Below are 22,266 nucleotides of genomic sequence, written 5' to 3'. Positions count from 1 at the left end.
GAGGGACCGATCTCGGGACCGAAGGAGTCGAACGTGAGCGCGACAGCAAGAGAAGACGCCGTAGCGTCGGTGTCGGTCGCAGATGCGGCTGTTGTTCTGCACAACGTCACCAAGACGTTTCCCGGCGTACGGGCGCTCGGCGACGTCCATTTCGACACTCGACCAGGCGAGGTGCACGCGCTCGTCGGCGAAAACGGCTCGGGTAAGTCGACACTGATCAAGGTTGCGTCGGGTGTGCTCGTTCCGGATGCGGGCACCGTGACCATCGGCGGGGCAGAGCTGCTCGGTGGTGGCACCGGGAAAGCGCGGCGGCTCGGGTTGATGACGGCGTACCAGGACACGTCGTTGGTCACCGAATTGTCGGTTGCGGACAACGTCGCACTGTCGTTCACCGCGCTCGGCCTCCCACGCCCCGACGACGTCGTGGCACTGTTGTCCGGTTTCGATCTGCCCTTCGGTCCGACGGACAAGGTCCAAGCGCTGGGTCCGGGTGCGCGTCAGCTGCTCGAGGTGGCCAGAGCGATGTGCCACACGCCCGCGGTGCTGATGCTCGACGAACCCACCGCGGCGTTGGACATGCGATTCGCATCCAAACTCGAGGACCTCATCAAACGCACCCGCGACGAGGGGGTGGCCATCGTCTACGTGAGCCACCGACTCGAGGAAGTAAGGCGGTTGGCCGACCGACTCACGGTCATCCGTGACGGAGAGATTCAGGGAACGCACGAGACCGCGGACTGGGACGTCGATCGCATCGTCGAGCTCATGGTCGGTGCGCCGACCGATTTGGAGTTTCCAACGCGAGCACACGTGTCGGGCGGGCCGGTGTCGCTGAAGGTGGACGAACTCGCCGGTGACGGCTTCGGACCGGTCTCGATTTCCGTTGCCGCCGGTGAGATCGTCGGCGTCGCGGGAGCCGAAGGAAACGGCCAGCGCGCCTTCCTTCGAGGTCTCATCGGCGTCGGGCGTCGAAGTGGAACCGTCGAGATCGACGGCGCCGTGGTCAAGACCGACAATCCCTCGAGTGCGTTGCACTCGGGAATCAGCTTCCAATCCGGAGACCGTGCGGGGGAGTCGATGTTCGGCGCACTTTCGGTCATGGACAACAGCACCGCGCAGTACGGGGCCGAGTCCGGACCGGCCGGTCTCGCCACCGCGAAGCGATTGCAGGCAGCGTTCGCGCGCGTGTCCACCAGCTTGGGAATAGTTGCTGCGTCCCCACATCAGCCCATCGGTGCGCTGTCCGGGGGCAATCAGCAGAAAGCAATTCTCGCCCGCCCCGCGCTGCGGCGTCCCAAGGTTCTGGTGGTCGACGAACCCACGCAGGGCGTCGACGCACGAGCACGCATGGACATCTACGACATGCTCAGCGAGGCCGCGGAAAGCGGGATCGGCGTGTTGGTCAATTCTTCGGATTCGGCCGAATTGGCGGGACTGTGCGATCGCGTCTATGTGATGTCTCGGGGAGCAATCGTCGAGGAACTGGCCGGCTCGATGTCCGAGACCGACATAGTCCGCGGGTTCGTGGGTGCGGTGGATGTCGACAAGGAACACGACGCAGGCCCCGAGGCGGCGTCCCTGTTCGCGCGCCTGCGAGCCCGATCGACGTCGAACGTGTCCATCGTTGCGCTGCTGTTCTTCATCGCGGTGGTCGCGCTGTATGCGGGGTTCCAGTCTCCGTTCTTCTGGACAGGTGAAAATCTGTCCAACCTACTGCTGCTCTGCCTACCTCTGACGTGCGTTGCACTAGGGCAGCAATTCGCGCTGCTCCCTGGAGGTTTCGATATATCGGTAGGGTCCACGATGAGTCTCACGGTCGTGGTCGCATCGATGACGTTGACGCAGTTCGGTCCGAGCTCTCTGCTTCTGAGCCTGCTGACCTTCGTTCTGATCGCCGCGATTGTCGGCGGTTTCAATGCGATCGTCATCGGCGTGTTGAAAGTCAACGCGATCGTGGCGACCATCGCGACGCTGGGCATTGTGCAGGGAATAGCGGTCGTACTGCGACCGGAGCCGGCCGGACTCATCGCGCCCGAACTCGCGGAGATCTTCAGCCTGGGACTGGGTTTTGTTCCCACGGCATTCGTCGCGGTCGTGGTGGTCGCCGTACTGCTCGAACTGTGGTTGCATCGTTCGGCCTCCGGGCTTGCGCTGCGTGCGGTGGGTTTCGATGCCGAGTCGAGTGCACGCGTCGGTGTTCGGGTCTCGACGATCAAGGCCCGGGCGCTGATGTTCTGCGCCGCCGGTGCAGTGGTGGGTGGGATATTCCTGGCCTCGCAAGCGGGCGTGGGCTCGAATGCCGTCGGTGCCAGCTTCGCGCTTCCGTGCTTCGCCGCCTGCTTCTTGGGTGGTGCAGTGCTCAGTGGTGGCCGCGGCTCGTTCGTCGGCGCACTGCTCGGCGCGTTCCTGCTGTCGCTGCTGGACAACATCGCGCCGCTGCTGGGTATCCCCGACCCCGCACGCCAGATCATCTACGGGGTGATCATGTTGGTTGCGGTGGCCGCGTACGCAACAACACAGCGAAAAAACAGGTAATCAGCGCGTAAAAGGCGCAGGTCAGGGGTTTCGTGGCATCTGTCAACGTATTGCTTGTCAAGAACTTGACAGCATGGTGATCTGGGTCATACTGTAATCGCACGCACATCGACCGGCTCATGCGAGGCGCGTCACGTGACGGCCCGAATCAGTGCGTCGACAACCCCCGGTTGCCGCACACACCACAGGAGATCGACATGGCAAGTTCCAACGAAAACGTGATCGACGAGGCCCCGTCCGGGGGTGGAGGGGTCGCCGTCGCTCATGCAGATCCGGCAGCGATGCGCAAGATCTCGATCGCGAGCGTCGCAGGCACCACAATCGAGTTCTACGACTTCTTCATCTACGGCACGGCGGCAGCGCTGGTATTCCCGCAGGTCTTCTTTCCGGCTCTCGGTGCGGCAGCGGGAACCGTTGCCTCCTTTGCGACGCTCGGCGTTGCATTCTTCTTCCGACCCCTGGGCGCGGTTCTGTTCGGACACTTCGGCGACAAGCTGGGCCGTAAGAAGACCCTCATCACCACGCTGCTCGTCATGGGCATCGCGACGGTTCTCGTGGGCTTGATGCCCACGGCAGCGACCATCGGAGTGGCTGCGCCGATTCTGTTGGTGCTCATGCGAATTCTTCAGGGCTTGGCCGCCGGTGGTGAATGGGCGGGAGCGGCGTTGTTCACGTCCGAAAATGCCCCGGTAGGCAAACGTGGATTCTGGAGTATGGCGCCGTCCCTCGGCGGTGGGATCGCTCTGACACTGGGCAACCTGACGTTCCTCGTCACCGGACTGTCCATGAGCGAAGAGCAGTTCGTCAGTTACGGCTGGCGCATCCCGTTCATCGGAAGTCTTCTGCTCGTCGCACTCGGACTGTTCATCCGTCTGAAGATCGAAGAGACCCCCGTGTTTCGCAGCCAGGTCAAGACCAACGGCGTAACACGTCTTCCGTTCGTCGAGGCACTCAAGAGCCAGCCGCGCGAGCTTGTTCTCGCAGCCGGAATGGTCATCTGCGTTCCGTCCTTCACCTACATCGGTTCGTCGTACCTGATGAACTACGGCCGTAGGGAACTGGATCTGCAGACCAACTTCGTTCTCGCCATGGGATGCATCGCCGGTGCGGCGATCACCGCAGGAATCGTGCTCGCTGCCATCTGGTCGGACCGCATCGGTCGTCGCCCGGTCATCATCGTGGGTGCGTCTCTCGCCGTGGCTTGGTCGCTGCTCCTGTTCCCGATTCTCGACCTGGGTGGCCGCACCGCATTCGGTATCGGCGTCTTCGTCACCATGTTCATCTCGGGTGTCGCCTGTGGCCCACTCGGTGCTTATATGTCCGAGCTGTTCCAGACCCGATACCGCTACACCGCAGCAGGTTTGAGCTACAACCTCGGCAACATGATCGGTGGCGCCATCCCGCCGCTGATCGCCGCCGCCGTCACCGCGGCCTACGGTGGCTTCGTCTTCGGCGTGGTTCTCGCGGGCTTCTGCCTCGTGAGTTTGGTGTGCATCCTGCTCCTGAAGGAGACTCGGGGCAACGACCTCACGGTCTGACCCGACGAGCGTGTTCTTGAACGATCGACGAAGGGCGCCGGGGGGATTCGCTCGAATCTCGCGGCGTCCTTTCCTCGGTCGACTGTTGTCGAGAAAGAGGTGTTGATCGATGAATGATCGGAAGACGTCCGCAGGTGTGCGCCGGGTGATTCTGGGCGACGACGCGAGCGGCCGTTCGGCGGTTCTGTCCGACGAGCACCTGGGGTCGCGTTCGGTGCGCCCGAACGGCGCGGTGATCGAGGAGATCTGGCGTCAGGAAGTGGTGCCCGCAGAGATCGGTGACGACGGTCGGCGTGTGGGTGGGGTGGATCTGGATCTTCCGCCGGCCGGGTTGTCGGTCCGAAAGTTCTCGATACCGGCCGACACGACAGAAACGGATTTGGTTCTCAACGCGTCCGATTCGGTGTTCGTGGCGACGGTCGTCGCCGGCACGGCCCATCTCGTTCTCGAAACGGGCGAGGTGGAGTTGGCCCGAGGCGACTGCTTCGTGCTGCCCGGTAGCAAGCACGCGTGGCGAAATCCCCACAGAGAGGTCGCGGAAATCGTGACGACGGTGTTTGCGCGGAAGCCGGCGATATGGTCTGTCCAACGCCACCCTGCAGCGCATCCTAGACTGTCAAGTGCTTGACAAAGTGTCGCAGAACACGTTATACATCAAGGGCAGCGGTTGTTCTACGGAGCGCCACCGGCTGCGAAAGAATCGGGTCGGTGGCCCAGCTCCCGTGCAGGGTAGGACGATCGAATCGGACGACCCGTACGCGGGCCTGAAATCGAACACCCGCTGGCATCGGAAGGCGTGTGGGCACGCTGTACGGCCGAGGCCGAAAGCGCCCGGCCCCGAGATGCCGGTATCAACAATCGACGAAGGGAACCACAGTGGCGAATGAGGGACAGGGACGCTCGTTGCGTTCATTGGGCGAGGACAAGGAAACCGGCGCCGATGTCCAGTGGGTCGACGGTCCACTGGAAGACGAGAGTTCGCCCGGCGACGTCCTGATCAAGGTCGAGTACTCCGGCCTGAACTACAAGGACGCACTCGCCGCGACCGGGGTGGGCCGCGTCGTTCGTCGCTTCCCGTTGACGCTGGGCATCGACGCAGCCGGCGTAGTCGTCGAATCTGCGGATCCGCGCCACAAGCCCGGCGACCGAGTCGTGGTCACGGGGTACGGATTGTCGGAGCAGCACGACGGCGGCTGGGCCGACTACCTCCGGGTTCCCGGAGACTGGCCGATCCACCTCGACGACTCGCTGTCGACCGAGGAAGCGATGGCATTCGGTACAGCAGGGCTCACCGCAGCCATTGCGGTCCACCGCCTCGAGCAGAGTGGCTTGGCCCCGGGCCAGGGCCCGGTTGCCGTCACCGGAGCCAGTGGCGGTTCGGGTCTGCTCGCCGTCGCCATGCTGGCGGGGCTCGGCCACGAGGTCGTCGCGATCTCGGGAAGTCCCGAGACCCATGACATCCTGAAGAAGATGGGCGCGTCGTCCGTCGAGGATCGTCCCGACACCACGAAGATCCGCCCCTTGGAGACTGCGCGGTGGGCGGGCGCCGTCGACGCTGTCGGCGGACAGCCTCTCGCATGGTTGATGGCCACCACCAAGCCGGGCGGCAGCATTGCCTCGTTCGGTAACGCGGCCGGAAACACGTTGTCCACGACCGTCATTCCGTTCATCCTGCGCGGGGTCAACATTCTCGGCGTCACCAGTGCTCACTTCGACGACGCGCTTCGTCTGCGTGTGTGGGAGAGGATGGCCACCGATCTGCGTCCCGCGGACCTCTCGGCCATCTACCGCACCCGGCCGCTCACCGAGGTACACGACGCGGTCAAGGACCTGCTGGCGAACGATGTCACCGGTCGGATCGTGCTCAAGGTCGGCGACTGATCTTTCTCGGTACGCAAAAGGAACTGCCGCAGGCACCGTTCGGAGCCTGCGGCAGTTCCTTTTTCGTACCGGCGGTCAGTGGATCGTGACTCCGCTGTCCACCGAGATGACCTGGCCGGTGGTCACACGGGACTCGTCCGACGCGAGGTACACGGCCATGTATGCGATGTCGAGTGGCGTTGCCGGACCGAGAAGGTGGCGATCGGACAATGCCTGCACCTTCGGCTCGCGTGCGCGGCCCTGAACGCGTGCCGTCAGCGTCATGCCGGGCGCAATGGCGTTGACTCGAATGCCGTGCTCGCCGTACCCGGCTGCCATCGACCGTGTCAGGGCGGCGACGCCTCCCTTGGCCGAGGTGTAGCAGTCACGGTCCGGCAGGGCCATGAGCGCGCCCATCGACGTCATGTTGATGACCGAGCCGCCGCCGGCGGCGATGAGGTGCGGCAGCCCGTGTTTGCAGGAGACGAAAGGCCCGAACAAGTCCAGTCTGATGACCCGCCAGAACTCTTCCTCGGGTGCCTCGGTGACTCGCGCGTCGCGGTTGGACGAGCCGCCGGCGACGTTGCACAGCACGTTCAGCGAGCCGAAAGCCCGGACGGTGTCGGCAATTCGCTCGCGAACGTCGTCACTGTCACCGGCATCGCACTTCAGCGCAATGGCTTTGCCCTCGGCCGCGGTAGCGATCGATTCCTGGGCGGCAGCGAGGTCTATGTCCGTTGCAGCCACCGAAGCGCCCTCGGCGAGAAATTGCTCGCAGATCGCTCTACCGATTCCGCCGCCCGCGCCGGTGACGAACGCGATCTTGCCTTCCAATCTCGACATTCTTCTACCCCTTCACTACTGAATTCTTACTGTCTCGGGCGAGTACGTCGCCGAGAAGCGCCTCCATTCGAGTCTCTCCTTCGCGGGTTTCGCCACCGACCTCAAGGAACGTGCTTATGGCCGTCAACGACTCCTCGGACGCCATCAGCAGACGGAATCGGTAGTTCTCCTCCCGCAGTCCCTGCTCGATGGGTCCGTCGGACATGCCGACCGCCTCTTTGGTCAACCGGACGGCGGCGGGCGGGCACGACGCGATACGTGCGGCCGTAGATGCAACGAACGCGTCGATGTCCTCCGGTGCGAGCGCGCGGTTGAGGTATCCCCAACGCTCTGCAGTTGCCGCGTCCAGATCGAGGCCGCCGAGGATCAGCTCCAGAGCGCGGGACCGGCCGATCACGCGGGGCATGTACTGCGACGCGCCGCCGCCGGGTACGGCTCCGAGGGGGACCGACATGGTGTTGAAAACGGCCTTGCCGAGCGCACCGAATTTCATGTCGCACGCCATCACCATCGCCGCACCTCCGCCTGCAGCCCGTCCCTCGACTTGTGCGATCGTCACCTTGTCCATCGTCCGCAGTCGCTCGCAGATGTGGTGCATCCGGTTGAGCTCGACCTCGTCGGCGGACTTCGGAAGTTCTTGGGGCTGAAGCTTGTACAGGTTCGCGAACTCGTTGTGGGTGATGAAGATGTCGGGATCGGCGCTCTTGATGACCACGACGACGGCGTCGGGATCCTCGGCGGCGTCTCGGGTGAATCGATCCAAATCGTCCAGCAATCCGAGGGTGATCATATTGAGCGGTGGGTTGGCGACCGTCGCGGTGACCACCCGTCCTTGGACGGCCACGTCGAGGGTGGTGAACGAGGTGTACCGCGGTTCGGTCATCGGCGTTTCCTTTTCTTCTACTGCGTCGGGCACATCGTCGTGCAGGGTGTGGCCAGTATCTGCCTTGGGCCGTGCGTGGCGGGCACCACATCCGAGTGGATGAACAGTAGGGCGACACGAAGTCCACTGTCAAGGACTGGACAGACAAGGTATTGACACGTTTTGTAACCTGGAGCACACTCGCACGGTGAGTATCTGTGATGTGGCTTCTATCTGGAGCGCGCCGGTCGCCGTGCATTCTCTACACGGGGAATTGCTATGACCTCGATCGATACCGATCCGAATCATGTCAGAAGGAGAGATTGGAACCTCATGTCCGTTCCGACGCAGTACGAGGCGTATGCACTGCGCTACGCATCCATCGAGACAAACAAGGCCGGGAAGTTTCACGACTTCGCCATTTTCGGTGAGCCCGACGAGCCGGTGCCGATGGACTTTTATTTCTGGTTGATTCGGAACGGCGACCGAGTCGTTCTCGTCGACTGTGGATACGACGCCGTCCGCACGCCGGTGCGTGGCTACCTCCAGGACCACACCCCGGTCGACCTGCTGGGGCGCTTCGGAGTGACACCCGAGGATGTGGACCACGTGATCATTTCGCACATGCACTTCGATCACATCGGAAACGTCGACCTCTTTCCCAATGCGACGTTCTACGTAGCCAGAGAAGAGTTCGATTTTTGGACCGGGCCGTTCGCGGATCGGATTCACCTCGCCCGGCATGCCGAGGGTGCAGAGGTGCAGATGGTGGTGGATCTGCACGCCCAGGGACGAGTGCATCTTGTGGACGGCCAGCAGGAAATACTTCCGGGCATCAGGGCCACGCCCATCCGTGGGCATACGGCCGGTTCGATGATCACGGAGGTGACGACGTCGACCGGAACCGTCGTTGTCGCGTCCGATGCGATCCATTTGTACGAGGAGCTGGAACGCGACCGGCCGTACTGGGTTTTCACCGATCTCGAGGGCATGTACAGGGGTTTCGCGTACCTCAATGAACTGGCAGCCGACCCCGATGTGTCCATCGTGGCCGGTCATGACCGTCAGGTGATGACCAGGTTCAAGGCCGTCGACGAGGATTGCGTGGACCTGACGGTGCGGGCTTGATCCTGACCGCTGGGCCAAGTCAACAACAAGACTGTCAAGGACTTGACACAATGGTATGGCGTGAGCCACAGTGGTAGCCGGAAGTGGCGAGGGTCGTGCCCGTACGCACGCCCTGTAGGTCGAACAAGGAGATGCGATGTCGACGAACGGCAGAGCCGCAGAGCGCAAGCCGGTCATAGTGCCCGGTGAGCTGGAAAGCCTGCTGGCGTCGGCCGTCATCGACAAGCAATCCGGTATCGACGAACTTGCACTGCGTGCGTCGATAAGCCTCAAGCGCGCTTCGGTCGTGCTCAACCAACGAGAAGGTCGGATCCTTCACTCGGTGACCGGACGAACGTCCGCATCGTTGCGTGTATTGACGATGGTGTGGGCATTCGGCCCGATCGAGGCGAAGGACCTGGCGCGGCTGTCCGGAGTGACCAGGCAGGCCGTATCAGGCTGTCTCGCAACGCTGGAACGCGATGCCCTCGTGCGGCGCGAGTACGAGACCGAGGGGGACAAGCGGTTGATGCCCATCACCGTCACTCCCGCCGGCAACGAATTCGTGGAGAAGTACTTGATGCCGCAGAACGACGTGCATCGAGGCTTCTTCCGGACTCTCGACGAAGACGAACTTCGGCAGCTCGTCGGGCTTCTCGCCCGACTGGTCGCCTGAAAATCACGCACTGACTACAGCCGTCGCGGACGGCCCGAAGAACGAAACGACAAGGAGTGAACAAGTGTCGACAGGAGTAACCCGATCCGACGCCGACTCGTTCGGCGCCTGGGAGCTGCCCGAGCCGCTACGTGACCTCAGGTCCGTGGTGGCGCAGTTCATGAAGAACGAAGTGCGTCCTGCCGAGGACAAGGTCGATACCGACGCGTACGAGCTGCTCCCCGAGGACCTCGAACGTCTTCAGAAGCGCGCGAAGCAAGCCGGGCTATGGTGCATCGAGTCCCCCACCGAGTACGGCGGCGCCGGCCTGAACCTGCTCTCCCAGGTTGTCGTGGCCGAGCAGGCGTCGCAGTGTCGTATGGGTGCCTACGTCCCGGCGGCCGGAACGTTCGGCTGGGACCCGCCCAACGTCATCTTCGACGGCAACGACGACCAGATCAAGCAGTGGGCACTGCCCACGATCGAAAAGGGTTCGCATACCTTCGTCGCGATCTCCGAGCCGTCGGGCGGCGCGGACCCGGCCCGCGCAATCCGCACCAGGGCCCGCCAGGACGGAAACGACTGGATCATCAACGGCGCCAAGACCTGGATCTCGAAGGCAGGCCAGTCCGACTGGGGCATCGTCTTCGCACGTACCAGTGACGAGAAGGGCAGCCGAGCGATCAGCTGCTTCATCGTGGAGTCGAACACCCCGGGTCTGACGATGAGCGAGATCCCGGTCATCCGCTCCTGGTCACCGTACGAGCTGAATTTCGAAGACGTTCGTGTGCCCGCCGAGAACATGCTCGGTGAGCCCGGCCGCGGCTTCGAACTCGCCCAGCGTTGGCTGGTCAACAACCGCGTCACGTATGCAGCGGCGGTCATCGGTGTCGCGCAGGCGGCACTGGACCTGGCCGTCGAGCACGCGAAGAACCGGGAGACCTTCGGCGGCCGACTCGCAGACAAGCAGGCTATCCAGTGGATGCTCGCAGACTCCGAGATCGAACTGCGCGCCTCGCGGATGCTGACCTACCAGGCAGCGTGGAAAGCGGACCTCGGCCAGGACTTCAAGATCGACGCGTCGATCGCCAAGGTCCACGCCACCGAGACCGCAGGCCGCGTCGTCGACCGCGCAGTGCAGATCCTGGGTGGCCTCGGTGTCGCCAAAGAGATGCCCACGGAGCGCTGGTACCGCGAGATGCGCATCAAGCGCATCGGTGAAGGGCCTTCCGAGGTGCACCGAATGGTCATCGCGCGCGATCTCATCGGACGGGAAAAGCGATGAGCATCGAATTCGACGTCGATTCCGAGGGTGTCGCAACGATCGTGATCAACCGTCCCGAGCGGATGAACGCGATGGACCAGGATGCATATGATGCACTGTCCGACGCATGGACACGCGTCCGCGACGACAAGAACGTCCGCGTTGCCATCGTCACCGGCGCAGGCGACAAGTCGTTCACCGTCGGAGCGGACATCAAGAGTTTTCTGCCCGCCGAGGACGAACCGTCCGAGTTCTGGCTGACGCAACAGTCGCAGTTGCTCAACCGTGGTCTCGAGGTCTGGAAGCCGGTCATCGCTGCAGTGAACGGATACTGCCTCGGTGGCGGCATGACGCTGCTCTTCGCGACCGACCTACGCGTAGCAAGCGAGCACGCCACGTTCGGCCTCACCGAGGTCAAGCGAGGGATTTTTGCCGGAAACGGCGGAACGCAGCGGGTGCTCGAGAACCTCCCCAAAGCTATCGCGATGGACATGTTGCTCACCGGGGATTCCATTACGGCAACCGAGGCAGAGCGTTGGGGCTTGGTCAACAAGGTCGTCTCCGCGGACAAGCTCATGGACGAAGCACGCGACTATGCCTCGCGCATCGCCAAGAATGCGCCGCTCGCAGTGCAGGCATCGAAAGAACTTGCACTTCGGTCTCGTGACATGGACCTGTCCACGGGTCTGCGCATGGAGCAGGCAATGACGAAGGTCCTCAAGACCACCTGGGATTCGAAAGAAGGCCCGTCCGCGTTCGCCGAGCGACGCCAACCGGCTTTCAGAGGAGAATGACATGACCGACATGGGTAGGCCGCTCGCCGGTTTGCGAGTTCTCGACCTCGGTCAGATCTACGCGGGGGGCTATGCAGGATTCCTGCTGGCCTCCGCAGGGGCCGACGTCGTGAAGGTGGAGCCTCCCGGAGGTGAAAACCTCCGCCGCCGTGGAGCGGTCGGCGGAGGCGCCTACCCGTTCGCGGTCCTCAACGCGAACAAGCGCGGGTTGAAACTCGACCTGAAGAGGGACGCGGGCCGCGATGCGTTTCTCGCCCTCGCGAAGAACTCCGACGTGGTCCTGGAGAACTACGCACCGGGAGTGATGGACCGACTCGGGCTGGGGGAGAAGCTACTTCGCGAGTTGAACCCGCGCCTGGTCTACGGTCGCGCATCCGGTTACGGCCAAGAAGGTCCGTATCGCAACCTTCCGGCAATGGACCTGACGGTTCAGGCCATGACGGGGGTGATGAGTACGACGGGGTTCCCCGACCGTCCGCCCGTCAAAGCAGGCCCCGCTATCGCCGACTTCATGGCCGGGGTTCACCTGTACGGCGCCATCGTGTCGGCTCTGTACCAGCGGTCGGTGACCGGAACCGGTGACGTCGTCGAGGTCACCATGCAGGAATCGACCTTCCCCTCGCTCATGTCCGCGCTGGGTCTGCTGTACAGCGGCGTCGAGAACCAGCAAACGTGGCGAACGGGTAACCGCCACTCCGGTAACGCGGAAGCTCCCTACAACACGTTCGAGGCGTTGGACGGATACATCGCGATCCTCTGCGTCACGGACGCCCACTGGAAGTCGTTGGCGACCATCATCGGTGGCGAGGAGTTGGCCGGCGATGGGCGGTTCACGACGCTCAAGGGCCGAGTCGACCTGATGGACGAGGTCGACAAGATCGTCGCGGATTGGAGCGCCACCCTGCACCGCGCGGACATCGAGAAGGTGCTCCTGGCGGCCCGGGTTCCGTGCTCGCCGGTGAAGGAACTTCCCGAAGTGGTGGCTGACCCCAATCTGTGGCACCGCGGGATGCTGCGCGAGATGGACCATCCGGAACTGGGTCCGATCACCGCGGTCAGCAACCCGATGCGCTTCGGATACGGCACGCCCGACGATCTGTCACCCAGTCCGATGCTGGGTCAGCACTCGCGGGAGGTGCTGAGCGAACTGCTCGGATACTCGGACGAATATTTGGATGAACTCGAAGTGGATGGAGCTATCTGATGCGCGGGAAGTCAGTGATCGCCGGTATCGGCAACACTGCGTTCGGTAAGTTGCCGGGCCGATCGACGGTATCGATGAACATCGAAGCATGTCGAAACGCGCTCGCGGACGCAGGCATCGAGAAGGACATGGTCGACGGTCTGTTCGTCAAATGTCCGACGTCGTTGATCGAATCGTTCTACGGCCAGAAGCTGGCCGAGGCGATGGGCATCATGCCCCGCGTCGGCGGCGTCTGGGATCAGGGCGGTGCAGCCAACGGCAGCATGATCGGCATGGCCGCCATGGCGATCGACGCCGGACAGTGCGATGTGGCCCTGGTCTGCTTCGCAGACAATCCGCGGTCCGGCACTCCCCAGGCGTACCGAAAGCCCAAGGGCATCAACGGACTCTACGGCTGGTTCGGTGTCCCGTCCGGTTACGCGATGATCGCCCAGCGGCACATGGCCGAGTACGGCACCACCAGTGAGCAACTCGGCGCCATCGCGGTCGCGATGCGCAAGCACGGTGCGGCCAATCCGCGTGCGCAGCTGCGCAAGCCCATCACCATCGACGACCACCAGGCAGCACGGTGGATCGTCGAACCGTTGCACCGCGACGACTGCTGCTTGATTTCCGACGGCGGGGCCGCGGTGGTGGTCATGAGCGCGGAGCGCGCCAAGTCGCTCGGCATCGACGACGCTGTCTCCATCCTCGGTTTCGGTCAAGGGCAGACGTCGTGGGAGGTCGAGCAGCGTCCGGTGCTGACGTCTACTGCGGCAAAGCAATCCGCGGAAACCGCCTTCGCGATGTCCGGGCTGAAACCATCCGACATCGACGTCGCGCAGCTGTACGACTGCTTCACGATCACCGTGCTGACCATGCTCGAGGATTACGGATTCTGCAAGCCCGGCGAAGGTGGAAAGTTCGTCGAGCAGGGCGCGCTCGAAGTCGGCGGTGTCCTACCCACCAACACGAGCGGCGGTTTGCTCTCCGAGACCGGCATGCCCGGCATGCAGTTGGTCCTCGAGGCGGTACGTCAGCTTCGAGGCGAGTCGACGTCGCAGGTGAACGGCGCCGAGAAAGCAATCGTCGGTACCCAGGGCGGAACCATGACCACACACTCGACGCTCATCCTCGGTCGATGAGCCAGCAGACGACGGAGGACGACGCGATGACTCAGGCCACGATTCCTGCTCCCGATCTCGACGATCTCGAGCAACATTTCTTCGACGCGTTGCGACGCGGTGAGCTCCTGTTCCAGAAGAGTGCAGTGAACGCATGGATGCCACCCCGGACCGAGGATCCTGTCTCGCTGTCGACGGAGTGGGAATGGGTGGCCGCGTCCGGTAGTGGACGCCTCGTCTCGTGGGTCACGTACCACATCGCGTACCACCCTTACTTCGAGGACAAGCTGCCTTACCGGGTAGCGGTGATCGAACTGGACGAGGGACCGCGCATGATCGCCCCGCTGGATCTTGGCACCACAACGCCGATCGTCGACACGCCCATGCAGCTGGACATCAGGGAAGCAGACGGCTGGCCGCTTCCGGTGTTCGTGCCCGTCGCCGACGACGCCGACCGTTCGACGAGGAGTGCCCGATGACACCACGCACTTTGTGGGAGCCTCCCGGAGATGTCTGGGATACAACGCAATTGGGGAAGTTCGCGTCCCTGGCTGCGGAGCGTACCGGCAGGACCTTTGCCGATTATTCGCAGCTGTGGGCGTGGTCGGTCGAGGACCTGGAGGGGTTCTGGTCCGCCCTGTGGGAATTCTACGACGTTCCGGCAACCGGTTCGCGTGAGCGCGTGCTCACCGACTCGTCGATGCCGTTCGCGACATGGTTTCCGGACGTGCATCTGAACTATGCGGAAGTGATGTTGCGACTGGCCGGGCGTGGCGACGACGACGTGGTCGTGCGCGCCCGGTCGCAATCGCGTGCAGACGTGACGACGACCGCCGCGCACCTGCGTGAGCAGGTCGCCAGTGCACGTGCCGGACTGATACGTCTCGGCGTGGTCAAGAACGACCGCGTCGCGGCCTATATCCCGAACATTCCCGAGGCCCTGGTCCTCATGCTCGCGTGCGCGAGCCTCGGGGCCGTCTACACCGCGTGCCCACCCGAATTCGGAGTCACCAACGTCATCGACCGGTGGTCTCAGATCGAGCCCAAGGTTCTGATCGCGGTCGACGGATACGTGTACGGCCAGCGCGACATCGACCGAACCGGACATGTCGACGAGATTTCTGAGGCGCTCGGTCTACAGGATCGCACGGTGATGTTGCCGTACCTGGTGCCGGAGCGTGAAGTCGCGTCCCCGATGATTGCCTGGAGTGACTTCCTTTCGGACACCACGACGCCGCTCGCGTTCGACCGGGTCGGGTTCGAACACCCCCTGTGGATTCTGTTCTCGTCGGGAACGACGGGACTTCCCAAGGCGATCGTGCACGGTCACGGCGGCGTGACACTCGAGCTGCTCAAGCTGCAGGGTCTTCAGCACGACCTCGGTCCCAAGGACACCTACTTCTGGTATTCCACCACCGGATGGGTGATGTGGAATCTCCAGGTCTCCGGCTTGCTTGTCGGGTCGACCATCGTGATGTACGACGGGAATCCCGGAAGCCGCGAGCTCGGCGAATTGTGGTACACCGCAATCGACTTCGGGGCGACATACTTCGGTGTGAGCGCGCCGTTCTTGATGCAGTGCCGCAAGGCCGGTATGGTTCCTCGGCAGCTGGGCGACCTGTCGAAAATACGCGAAATCGGTTCCACGGGTGCGCCTCTGCCCGAGGAAGGATTCGAATGGCTCTACGAGCAGCTGGGACCAAAAATCCGGGTGAATTCTACTTCGGGCGGCACCGACGTGTGCACCTCGTTCGTGGGCAGTGCTCCTGTCCTACCGGTCCGTTCGGGTCAGATCGCGTGTAGGCAACTGGCCGTCAAGGTCGAGTCCTGGTCGCCTGAGGGCACGCCGCTGACCGACGAGGTAGGCGAGATGGTCGTCACCGCACCGATGCCGTCGATGCCGGTGGGATTCTGGGGTGACGACACGGGGGAGAAGTACCGCGCCGCATACTTCGAGCACTGGGACGGTATCTGGCGCCACGGCGACTGGATCACGGTTGCCGCCGACGGTCACTGCGTCATCAGTGGCCGTAGCGACGCCACCCTGAACCGTGGAGGCGTTCGTTTCGGTACGTCCGAGTTCTACCGAGTCGTCGAGGAATTGGACGATGTCGCGGACAGTCTGATAGTTCACCTGGACTCCACCGGCGGCGACGTCGGCGAGCTCATCCTGTTCGTGGTCCCCGCGACGGGAAGAACATTGGACGACGACCTCCGGCGTCAGATCAGCACGGCGCTGAGGTCGAAGCTGTCTCCCCGGCACGTCCCGGACGTGATTCACCAAATCGATGGCGTCCCACGCACGTTGTCCGGAAAGAAGCTCGAGGTGCCTGTCAAACGTATCCTTGCTGGTGCTGCGGCCACCGACGTCGCGGATCCGGCTGCTGTGTCGAACCCGTCCGCCCTCACGTTCTTCGCGGAACTTGCCCAGGAGCGCAAGGGACAGGTCACCGTATGACTGTCAGGGTGGAACGGCGGGGCCCGATATCGATCTTCACGATCGACCGGCCCGCCAAACGCAACGCATTCGACGCCGTCACCACGGAAGCGCTGGACGCGGCTCTGAACGAATTCGAGGACGACGACTCCGCGCTGGTCGGCATCTTGACCGGTGGCCCGAAATTCTTCTGTGCGGGTACCGATATCGTCGCCACGGCAGGTACGCCGACCGAGCGTGGTGGTCCGTACGGCATCGCGGGCAGAAATTTCACCAAGCCGGTCATCGCTGCCGTCGAAGGTGTCGCAGCCGGTGGAGGATTCGAGATCGCGTTGTCGGCGACCATGGTGGTTGCCTCGTCCACGGCCACATTCTCGTTTCCCGAGGTGGGGTTGGGATTGGTGGCGGAATGTGGCGGCCTGTTCCGAGGCCCGCGTGCCCTGCCCCTCAACATCGCTCGCGAAATGTTGCTCACGGGTGCGCGGCTCGATGCTCAGCGCGCCTACGAGCTCGGGCTGGTCAACAAGGTGTCCGAACCCGAACACGCGCTGGACGAGGCACTTCGACTCGCCGAGCTCATCGTGGCTCAGGCGCCGATCGCCATCCGCGAGACGTTGCATGCCGTCGAGTCGCTGTACTCCCGATCCGACAACGACAACTGGGCCGTTACCGCCGAAGCCAAGACCGTCGTCCGGTCCTCGTCCGACTCGGTCGAGGGAGTAACTGCATTCACCGAGAAGCGCGCTCCGCGCTGGGCCGGTCGATAGATCGGTCGCCCACACGTCATACATCAATCGAGCCCGAACCAAGGAACTGATCATGGAAAACGAAAAAGTTGTAGTCATCGACGGCGCTCGTACGGCCATCGGTAAATTCTCGGGCGTGTTCAAGGACGTCCCCGCGCACGAACTGGGCGGGCGCGTCGTGACCGAGGCGCTACAGCGCTCCGGTGTCGACGCGACCGCTGTGGACGAGGTCATCATGGGCCAGGTCGGTGGCGTCGGCGAGGATGCGTTCAACGCCCGCCGCGTGGCTCTCGCAGCAGGATTGCCGAAGTCCACGCCGGCGTTCAACGTCAACCGTCTCTGCGGAAGCGGACTGCAGGCGATCTGGTCTGCGGCTCAGCAGATCCGCTGGGGGAGCGGTGATGTCATCGTCGCCGGCGGCGACGAGTCGATGACGCGGATGCCGTTCTACGACTACAGCGATCGCTCGCGTCGCCGGCTGGGCGACGTGGCGCTCCAGGACGGAACGCTGATGATGCTCACCGATCCGTGGAGCCACGTGCACATGGGCATCACCGCGGAGAACGTCGCGAGCAAGTACGGCGTTACCCGCCAAGAGCAGGACGAATTCGCACTGCGTTCGCAGCAGAATGCAGCAAGCGCGGCTGCCAAGGCCGCGTTCACCGAAGAGATCGTTCCCTTCGAGATCGGCGGCCGACGACCCAAGACGATCAGCGAGGACGAGCACCCGCGCGCGGATACGACGCTCGAGATGCTTGCCGGATTGCCGACGGTCTTCAAGGATTCGGGAACCGTCACCCCCGGCAACTCGTCGGGTATCAACGACGGCGCCGCCGCAGTGGTCGTCACCGGCGAGTCCTACGCCCGCGAACACGGGCTGAGCCCACTGGTCACACTCGAAGCCGTCACCACGGCCGCGATGGAACCAGATCTCATGGGGTACACCCCGGTACTCGCTTTGCAGGCCTTGTTCGCAAAAACGGGACTGTCGCCCTCCGACATCGATATCTTCGAGGTCAACGAAGCGTTCGCCGCACAGGCATTCGCGATCGTTCGTGACGCGAAACTCGACCCGGAAAAGGTCAACCCGTACGGTGGAGCGATTGCACTCGGTCACCCGGTCGGCGCAACTGGCGCCAACCTCACCCTGCGCGTTGCGAAGCATTTGAAGCGGACCGACGGCGAATACGGCATCGTGACGATGTGCATCGGGGGCGGCCAGGCGTTGGCTGCGCTCTTCCGCCGCGTCTGACCTGTTGTACCAGCTATGACTGGGGTCCATCGCCGCAATCCGGTTCGGGATGACGGCGATGGACCCTCTTGTGTCCTGGCCGGACACAGCCGACTCACCCTGTCGTCCCACCACGGGTGGATGCCGCGACCGATCGAATCCGAGGCGTTCCGCGCGCTGATGAGAGCACTTCCTGTGATCTGTCCTACACTTGACTGTCTAGAGCAAGCTGAGGCCCGCTCGCGGGGTGGGGCAGAAATGGAGTGGGGACTTGACTCGTCAACGGCACCAGGCCCGAAACGTGCATTCACGGGATCTCGAGGATGTAATCGCATCCGTGGTGACCGACCATTATCCGCATCTCGACGAGTCTGCGCTCAGGCTCGCAACCAACCTCAAACGTGCTGCCAACGTGCTGGTTCAACGCGAAGAGTCGGAAATTTTCAACGCGACGAATCGCTCGTCTGCGGCGGTTCGGGCGCTGACGATGATCTGGATCTTCGACCCCATCGAAGCGCGGGACATCTCGCGTCTGTCCGGTTTCAGCAGACAAGCGGTCTCGGGGGTGTTGACCACTCTCGAACGTGATGGGCTCATCTCCCGAGAGCGGGGTTCGAGTTACGACCGACGTCTTGCGCCGGTCTCCATCACCGACGAAGGCCGCGAATTCGTGGAGCAGATGATCCCGGCTCAGAACGGCACCGAGGCCGGTTACTTCTCGGCCCTGAGCGATCGGGAAAGAGTGCAGCTGACTCGGCTACTGGCCAAATTGATCGTGGGATCGGGCGCCCATCAGAGCGGCGCGTCGACCGAGTAGACCGTGTCAGATTGTCATGCCATTGACAATCAACCCCCTTCTGGCTAGTGTGGTGTGGCACACAGTTCTGGGCGAATGTGTCCACGCACGTGGCACATCGATCGCCCGACGAACTGGTCACTGCCTGCGATTTGCGGCCGTTTGCCGGAGGGAAACATGATCACTGTCAATGCGCGCGCCACTTACGGTGCCCACGAACCGTTCAAAGCCACCACCATCGAGCGCCGAGATGTAGGTGCACGCGATGTACTCATCGACATCGTGCACTCGGGTATCTGCCATTCGGACATTCACCACGCCCACGACGACTACGGGCGGACGCATTTCCCGCTGGTACCCGGTCACGAGATCGCCGGACTCGTAGCGGAAGTGGGACCCGACGTCACCGAATACGCAGTCGGCGACCGAGTCGGAGTGGGCTGCATGATCGGTTCGTGCGGCAAGTGCGCGCACTGCCTCAGCGGGCAAGAACAGCACTGCGTCGAGGGCGATATCAAGACTGCCAACGGGTTGGACCGCGAAGGCAATCCGACCCGCGGTGGCTACACCGACCGCATCGTCGTCGATGCTGATTTCGTCGTCCGAATCCCGGACGCTCTTGCGCTGGACAAGGCGGCGCCGCTGCTGTGCGCCGGAGTCACCGTCTACACGCCGATGCGCCGGTACGGAGTCAAGGCGGGCTCACGCGTCGCCATCGTCGGCTTCGGAGGACTCGGGCACATCGCGGTGCAGATGTCGAAGGCGTTCGGTGCACGCACCACCGTGTTGGACATCTCGCTGGACAAGCGCGAGGACGGACTGCAGTTGGGTGCAGACGAATATGTCGCTACTTCGGACGAGGCGCAATTCGCAACTCTGGCATCGTCGTTCGATCTGATCATCTGCACGGTCCCGGTCAATCTGGACTACGACGCGTACCTCGGCCTGCTCGATGTGGGCGGGACGCTCGTCATCATCGGCCCACCCACGAAGCCGTTGACGCTCAATGCCTTTTCGTTGATCTCCAAGCAACGGTCCATCGCGGGATCTTTGATCGGCGGTATCGCGCAGACGCAGGAAATGCTGGACTTCTGCGGCAGCAACGCAATTGCAGCCGAAATCGAGACCGTGAGCGCGGACGAGATCGACATGGCTTACGAGCGCGTTCTGTCGGGCGATGTTCGGTACCGATTCGTCATCGACGCGAAGACCTTCGCGCCGAAGTGAACGCCGAGGGGCAGACGGCAGCAGAGACTCAGACACTTGGGGAGGGTTCGACAATGCGGTTCGACGGTAAGACTGCTGTGGTCACGGGCGCAGCAGGTGGAATCGGCTTCGCGGTAGCAGAGCGGCTGGCAACCGAGGGCGCCCACGTCGTGGTGGTGGACATCGACGAGGTGGCAGGTGCTGCTGCGGCAAAATCACTGCAGGACAAGGGTTTGGCCGCAAGCTTCAGAAGGGTCGACGTGTCGCGCCAGGCCGAGGTCGAGGCTGCGGTGAGCGCTGTCGTGGATGAGCGGGGGCCGATTCACGTTCTGGTCAACAACGCCGCCGTCATCAAACCCACCACGTTGGAGGAGAGCGACGACGACGCGTTCGACGCGATCTTCTCGGTCAACGTGCGAGGTATGGTGGCGTTCACTCGGTTCGTCTCACGCGTGATGATCGACACGAACGTCGCGGGTTCCATCGTGAACATGTCCTCGATCACGGCGGCTCAGGGTGCTCCGAATCTCGTGCTGTACTCCGCGTCGAAAGGCGCGATCTCTGCGCTCACCCGTTCGGTGTCGATTGCGTTGGCAGAGTATGGGATCCGGGTCAATGCGGTTGCTCCCGGCACGATCGGTACCGAGACGGCCAACGCCATCCACCGTGAGCAGCCCGAGGTCCGCCGCCAGGTGTTGGCGCGGACGCCGCTGCGGCGTGTGGGCGAGCCGTCCGAGGTTGCCTCGGTGGTGGCCTTCCTCGCCAGCGACGACGGTTCGTACATGACCGGTCAGGTGATCTACCCGGACGGTGGCCGGCTGGCGCTGAGTTACACGGTTCCGGCTCACTAGAAGTACCGTCGCCCACGTGGTTCACGACGAGGCCGCCGCACCGATACCCGGTGCGGCGGCCTCGTCATTGTCGTTTGGACCCGGTTGTCGTTCGGACCCCGTAGGCGTTGAGCCCAATGCCTTCGATCAGAGGACCAGGATTCCGCGGCCGACGATCTTGCCTTCACGTAGATCGTTCACGGCCTCGTTGATCCGGTCGAGGCTGTACCTGGCCGTGACGAGGGTGTCGAGGTTCAACGTACCGTTCCGGTGCCAGCCGACGAGACGGTCGAAGTCCACCTCGGGCACTGTGTTTCCGCCCTTGCACCCGATCAACCGTTTTTCGTTCGCGACGAGGTCCAAGCCTTCGAGCCCGACTTCCTGAGTGGGGACGCCGACCAGTACGACACTTCCGCCCGGAGTGCGAGTGACATGCGACGAACGCACCGAGGCAAGGCCGGATCGAATGGTCTCCGGTTTCGCTATGCAGTCGAACACGTAGTCCGCGCCGCTGGTGTACTGCGTTGTGGTGAGTTCATGAATGCGTGCCACGGGGTCTTCGCTGCGCACGTTCACGGTGTGCGTCGCTCCGAACTGGCGAGCTTGGGCAAGTTTCGCGTCGTCCACGTCGACCGCGATGACCGGTTCGGCACCCGAAATGCTGGCAGCGGCGATGGCCGACAGTCCGACCCCGCCGCAGCCCCACACGACGACGCTGTCGCCCGCGGCAACCTTCGCGGTGTTGGTGACTGCGCCTGCGCCGGTCATCACTGCACATCCGACGACCGCGCCGACGTCGTCGGGTGTTCCCTCGGGGGCGCGGCATACGTAGAGTTCGTCGACGACGGTGTGTGTTCCCCAGGCGAAGACGTTGTGCGTCACGGCAACATCACCGTTGAGCAGTGGCACCTCGGATGGAACCGGCAACCGGTCCAGCGTTCGGGTGCGCGGTACCCAGGTGACGAGTACTCGCTCACCGATCTCGAACTCGGTGACCTCGGTGCCGACGTCGACGATGGTCCCCACCGATTCGTGGCCCATGATCACCGGGCGGGAGGCAGCAGGTGCACCGAACCTGGAAGGGTTCTCGATCTGATCGAGCTGGCTGTGGCACACACCCGACGCAGTCTGCTCCACGACGACCTCGTGTGGCCGCGGCTTCAGAAGTGCGTCTTCCAGTGTGAGAGTTCGGCTTCCGAGCGGAAGTACTGCGAGTGTTGCACGGGTGGACATGGGTCGGTCCTTTCCTTCGGCC

At 63.3% G+C, this 22,266-nt stretch carries 20 protein-coding genes; 17 read left to right on the top strand and 3 right to left on the bottom strand.

The features are described 5' to 3' along the window. Positions 1-33 precede the first annotated feature (33 nt). The 4 genes from CH290_RS10350 to CH290_RS10335 all read left to right on the top strand — a co-directional run bounded on the left by CH290_RS10350 (position 34) and on the right by CH290_RS10335 (position 5,954). Complete coding sequence (locus tag CH290_RS10350; protein ID WP_052083058.1) at positions 34-2,535, top strand: ATP-binding cassette domain-containing protein; 2,502 nt, start codon at positions 34-36, stop codon at positions 2,533-2,535. Between the two features lie 197 nt (positions 2,536-2,732). Then, on the top strand, positions 2,733-4,073 hold the full coding sequence (locus tag CH290_RS10345; protein ID WP_080748655.1) for an MFS transporter: 1,341 nt from the start codon (positions 2,733-2,735) through the stop codon (positions 4,071-4,073). A gap of 109 nt (positions 4,074-4,182) precedes the next feature. Beyond that, the gene (locus tag CH290_RS10340; RefSeq protein ID WP_033188431.1) at positions 4,183-4,701 is read left to right on the top strand and encodes a cupin domain-containing protein; all 519 of its coding nucleotides are present in this window, start codon (positions 4,183-4,185) and stop codon (positions 4,699-4,701) included. Between the two features lie 275 nt (positions 4,702-4,976). After that, the gene (locus tag CH290_RS10335; RefSeq protein WP_052083082.1) at positions 4,977-5,954 is read left to right on the top strand and encodes an acrylyl-CoA reductase family protein; all 978 of its coding nucleotides are present in this window, start codon (positions 4,977-4,979) and stop codon (positions 5,952-5,954) included. Between the two features lie 75 nt (positions 5,955-6,029). Here the strand turns inward: CH290_RS10335 and CH290_RS10330 are convergent, their stop codons facing one another. Beyond that, on the bottom strand, positions 6,030-6,776 hold the full coding sequence (locus tag CH290_RS10330) for an SDR family NAD(P)-dependent oxidoreductase (protein ID WP_033188432.1): 747 nt from the start codon (positions 6,774-6,776) through the stop codon (positions 6,030-6,032). Positions 6,777-6,780: 4 nt separating this feature from the next. Continuing rightward, complete coding sequence (locus CH290_RS10325) at positions 6,781-7,659, bottom strand: enoyl-CoA hydratase/isomerase family protein (RefSeq protein WP_052083059.1); 879 nt, start codon at positions 7,657-7,659, stop codon at positions 6,781-6,783. Positions 7,660-7,971: 312 nt separating this feature from the next. Between CH290_RS10325 and CH290_RS10320 the strand changes: the two genes are divergently transcribed. From CH290_RS10320 to CH290_RS10260, 13 genes are all read left to right on the top strand, one after another. Continuing rightward, positions 7,972-8,766: an N-acyl homoserine lactonase family protein gene (locus CH290_RS10320; RefSeq protein WP_052083060.1), complete on the top strand. Its 795-nt coding sequence runs from the start codon at positions 7,972-7,974 to the stop codon at positions 8,764-8,766. A gap of 136 nt (positions 8,767-8,902) precedes the next feature. Next, positions 8,903-9,421 (top strand): MarR family winged helix-turn-helix transcriptional regulator, encoded by a 519-nt coding sequence (locus tag CH290_RS10315; RefSeq protein WP_052083061.1) that lies wholly within the window; start codon positions 8,903-8,905, stop codon positions 9,419-9,421. A gap of 64 nt (positions 9,422-9,485) precedes the next feature. Beyond that, positions 9,486-10,685 (top strand): acyl-CoA dehydrogenase family protein, encoded by a 1,200-nt coding sequence (locus tag CH290_RS10310; RefSeq protein ID WP_033188433.1) that lies wholly within the window; start codon positions 9,486-9,488, stop codon positions 10,683-10,685. Continuing rightward, positions 10,682-11,458: an enoyl-CoA hydratase/isomerase family protein gene (locus tag CH290_RS10305; protein ID WP_033188434.1), complete on the top strand. Its 777-nt coding sequence runs from the start codon at positions 10,682-10,684 to the stop codon at positions 11,456-11,458. The genes CH290_RS10310 and CH290_RS10305 overlap by 4 nt, the downstream gene beginning before the upstream one ends. Position 11,459: 1 nt before the next feature. After that, positions 11,460-12,662, top strand: coding sequence for a CaiB/BaiF CoA transferase family protein (locus tag CH290_RS10300; protein WP_094620664.1), 1,203 nt, complete (start codon positions 11,460-11,462; stop codon positions 12,660-12,662). Further along, positions 12,662-13,786 (top strand): thiolase family protein, encoded by a 1,125-nt coding sequence (locus CH290_RS10295; protein WP_033188435.1) that lies wholly within the window; start codon positions 12,662-12,664, stop codon positions 13,784-13,786. Before CH290_RS10300 ends, CH290_RS10295 begins: the two co-directional genes overlap by 1 nt. Further along, entirely contained in the window at positions 13,783-14,244 is a 462-nt protein-coding gene (locus CH290_RS10290; protein WP_052083062.1) for a Zn-ribbon domain-containing OB-fold protein, read from the top strand. Before CH290_RS10295 ends, CH290_RS10290 begins: the two co-directional genes overlap by 4 nt. Further along, entirely contained in the window at positions 14,241-16,223 is a 1,983-nt protein-coding gene (locus CH290_RS10285; RefSeq protein ID WP_033188436.1) for an acetoacetate--CoA ligase, read from the top strand. The genes CH290_RS10290 and CH290_RS10285 overlap by 4 nt, the downstream gene beginning before the upstream one ends. Continuing rightward, positions 16,220-16,969: an enoyl-CoA hydratase-related protein gene (locus CH290_RS10280; protein ID WP_033188437.1), complete on the top strand. Its 750-nt coding sequence runs from the start codon at positions 16,220-16,222 to the stop codon at positions 16,967-16,969. Before CH290_RS10285 ends, CH290_RS10280 begins: the two co-directional genes overlap by 4 nt. Positions 16,970-17,021: 52 nt before the next feature. Further along, positions 17,022-18,200: a thiolase family protein gene (locus CH290_RS10275; RefSeq protein ID WP_033188438.1), complete on the top strand. Its 1,179-nt coding sequence runs from the start codon at positions 17,022-17,024 to the stop codon at positions 18,198-18,200. Positions 18,201-18,450: 250 nt separating this feature from the next. Continuing rightward, the gene (locus CH290_RS10270) at positions 18,451-18,996 is read left to right on the top strand and encodes a MarR family winged helix-turn-helix transcriptional regulator (protein WP_141216141.1); all 546 of its coding nucleotides are present in this window, start codon (positions 18,451-18,453) and stop codon (positions 18,994-18,996) included. A gap of 156 nt (positions 18,997-19,152) precedes the next feature. Beyond that, complete coding sequence (locus CH290_RS10265) at positions 19,153-20,202, top strand: NAD(P)-dependent alcohol dehydrogenase (protein ID WP_033188503.1); 1,050 nt, start codon at positions 19,153-19,155, stop codon at positions 20,200-20,202. 53 nt (positions 20,203-20,255) lie between these two features. Further along, on the top strand, positions 20,256-21,032 hold the full coding sequence (locus CH290_RS10260; protein ID WP_033188504.1) for an SDR family NAD(P)-dependent oxidoreductase: 777 nt from the start codon (positions 20,256-20,258) through the stop codon (positions 21,030-21,032). 126 nt (positions 21,033-21,158) lie between these two features. Here the strand turns inward: CH290_RS10260 and CH290_RS10255 are convergent, their stop codons facing one another. Continuing rightward, complete coding sequence (locus CH290_RS10255) at positions 21,159-22,244, bottom strand: zinc-binding dehydrogenase (RefSeq protein WP_033188440.1); 1,086 nt, start codon at positions 22,242-22,244, stop codon at positions 21,159-21,161. Positions 22,245-22,266: the final 22 nt, after the last annotated feature.

Origin of the sequence: Rhodococcus sp. 06-156-4 (assembly GCF_002259345.1) — a bacterium.
Classification (GTDB): domain Bacteria; phylum Actinomycetota; class Actinomycetes; order Mycobacteriales; family Mycobacteriaceae; genus Rhodococcoides; species Rhodococcoides fascians_E.
Note: the sequence above shows the minus strand (reverse complement) of the source record. Positions and strands in the feature narration are given on the sequence as shown.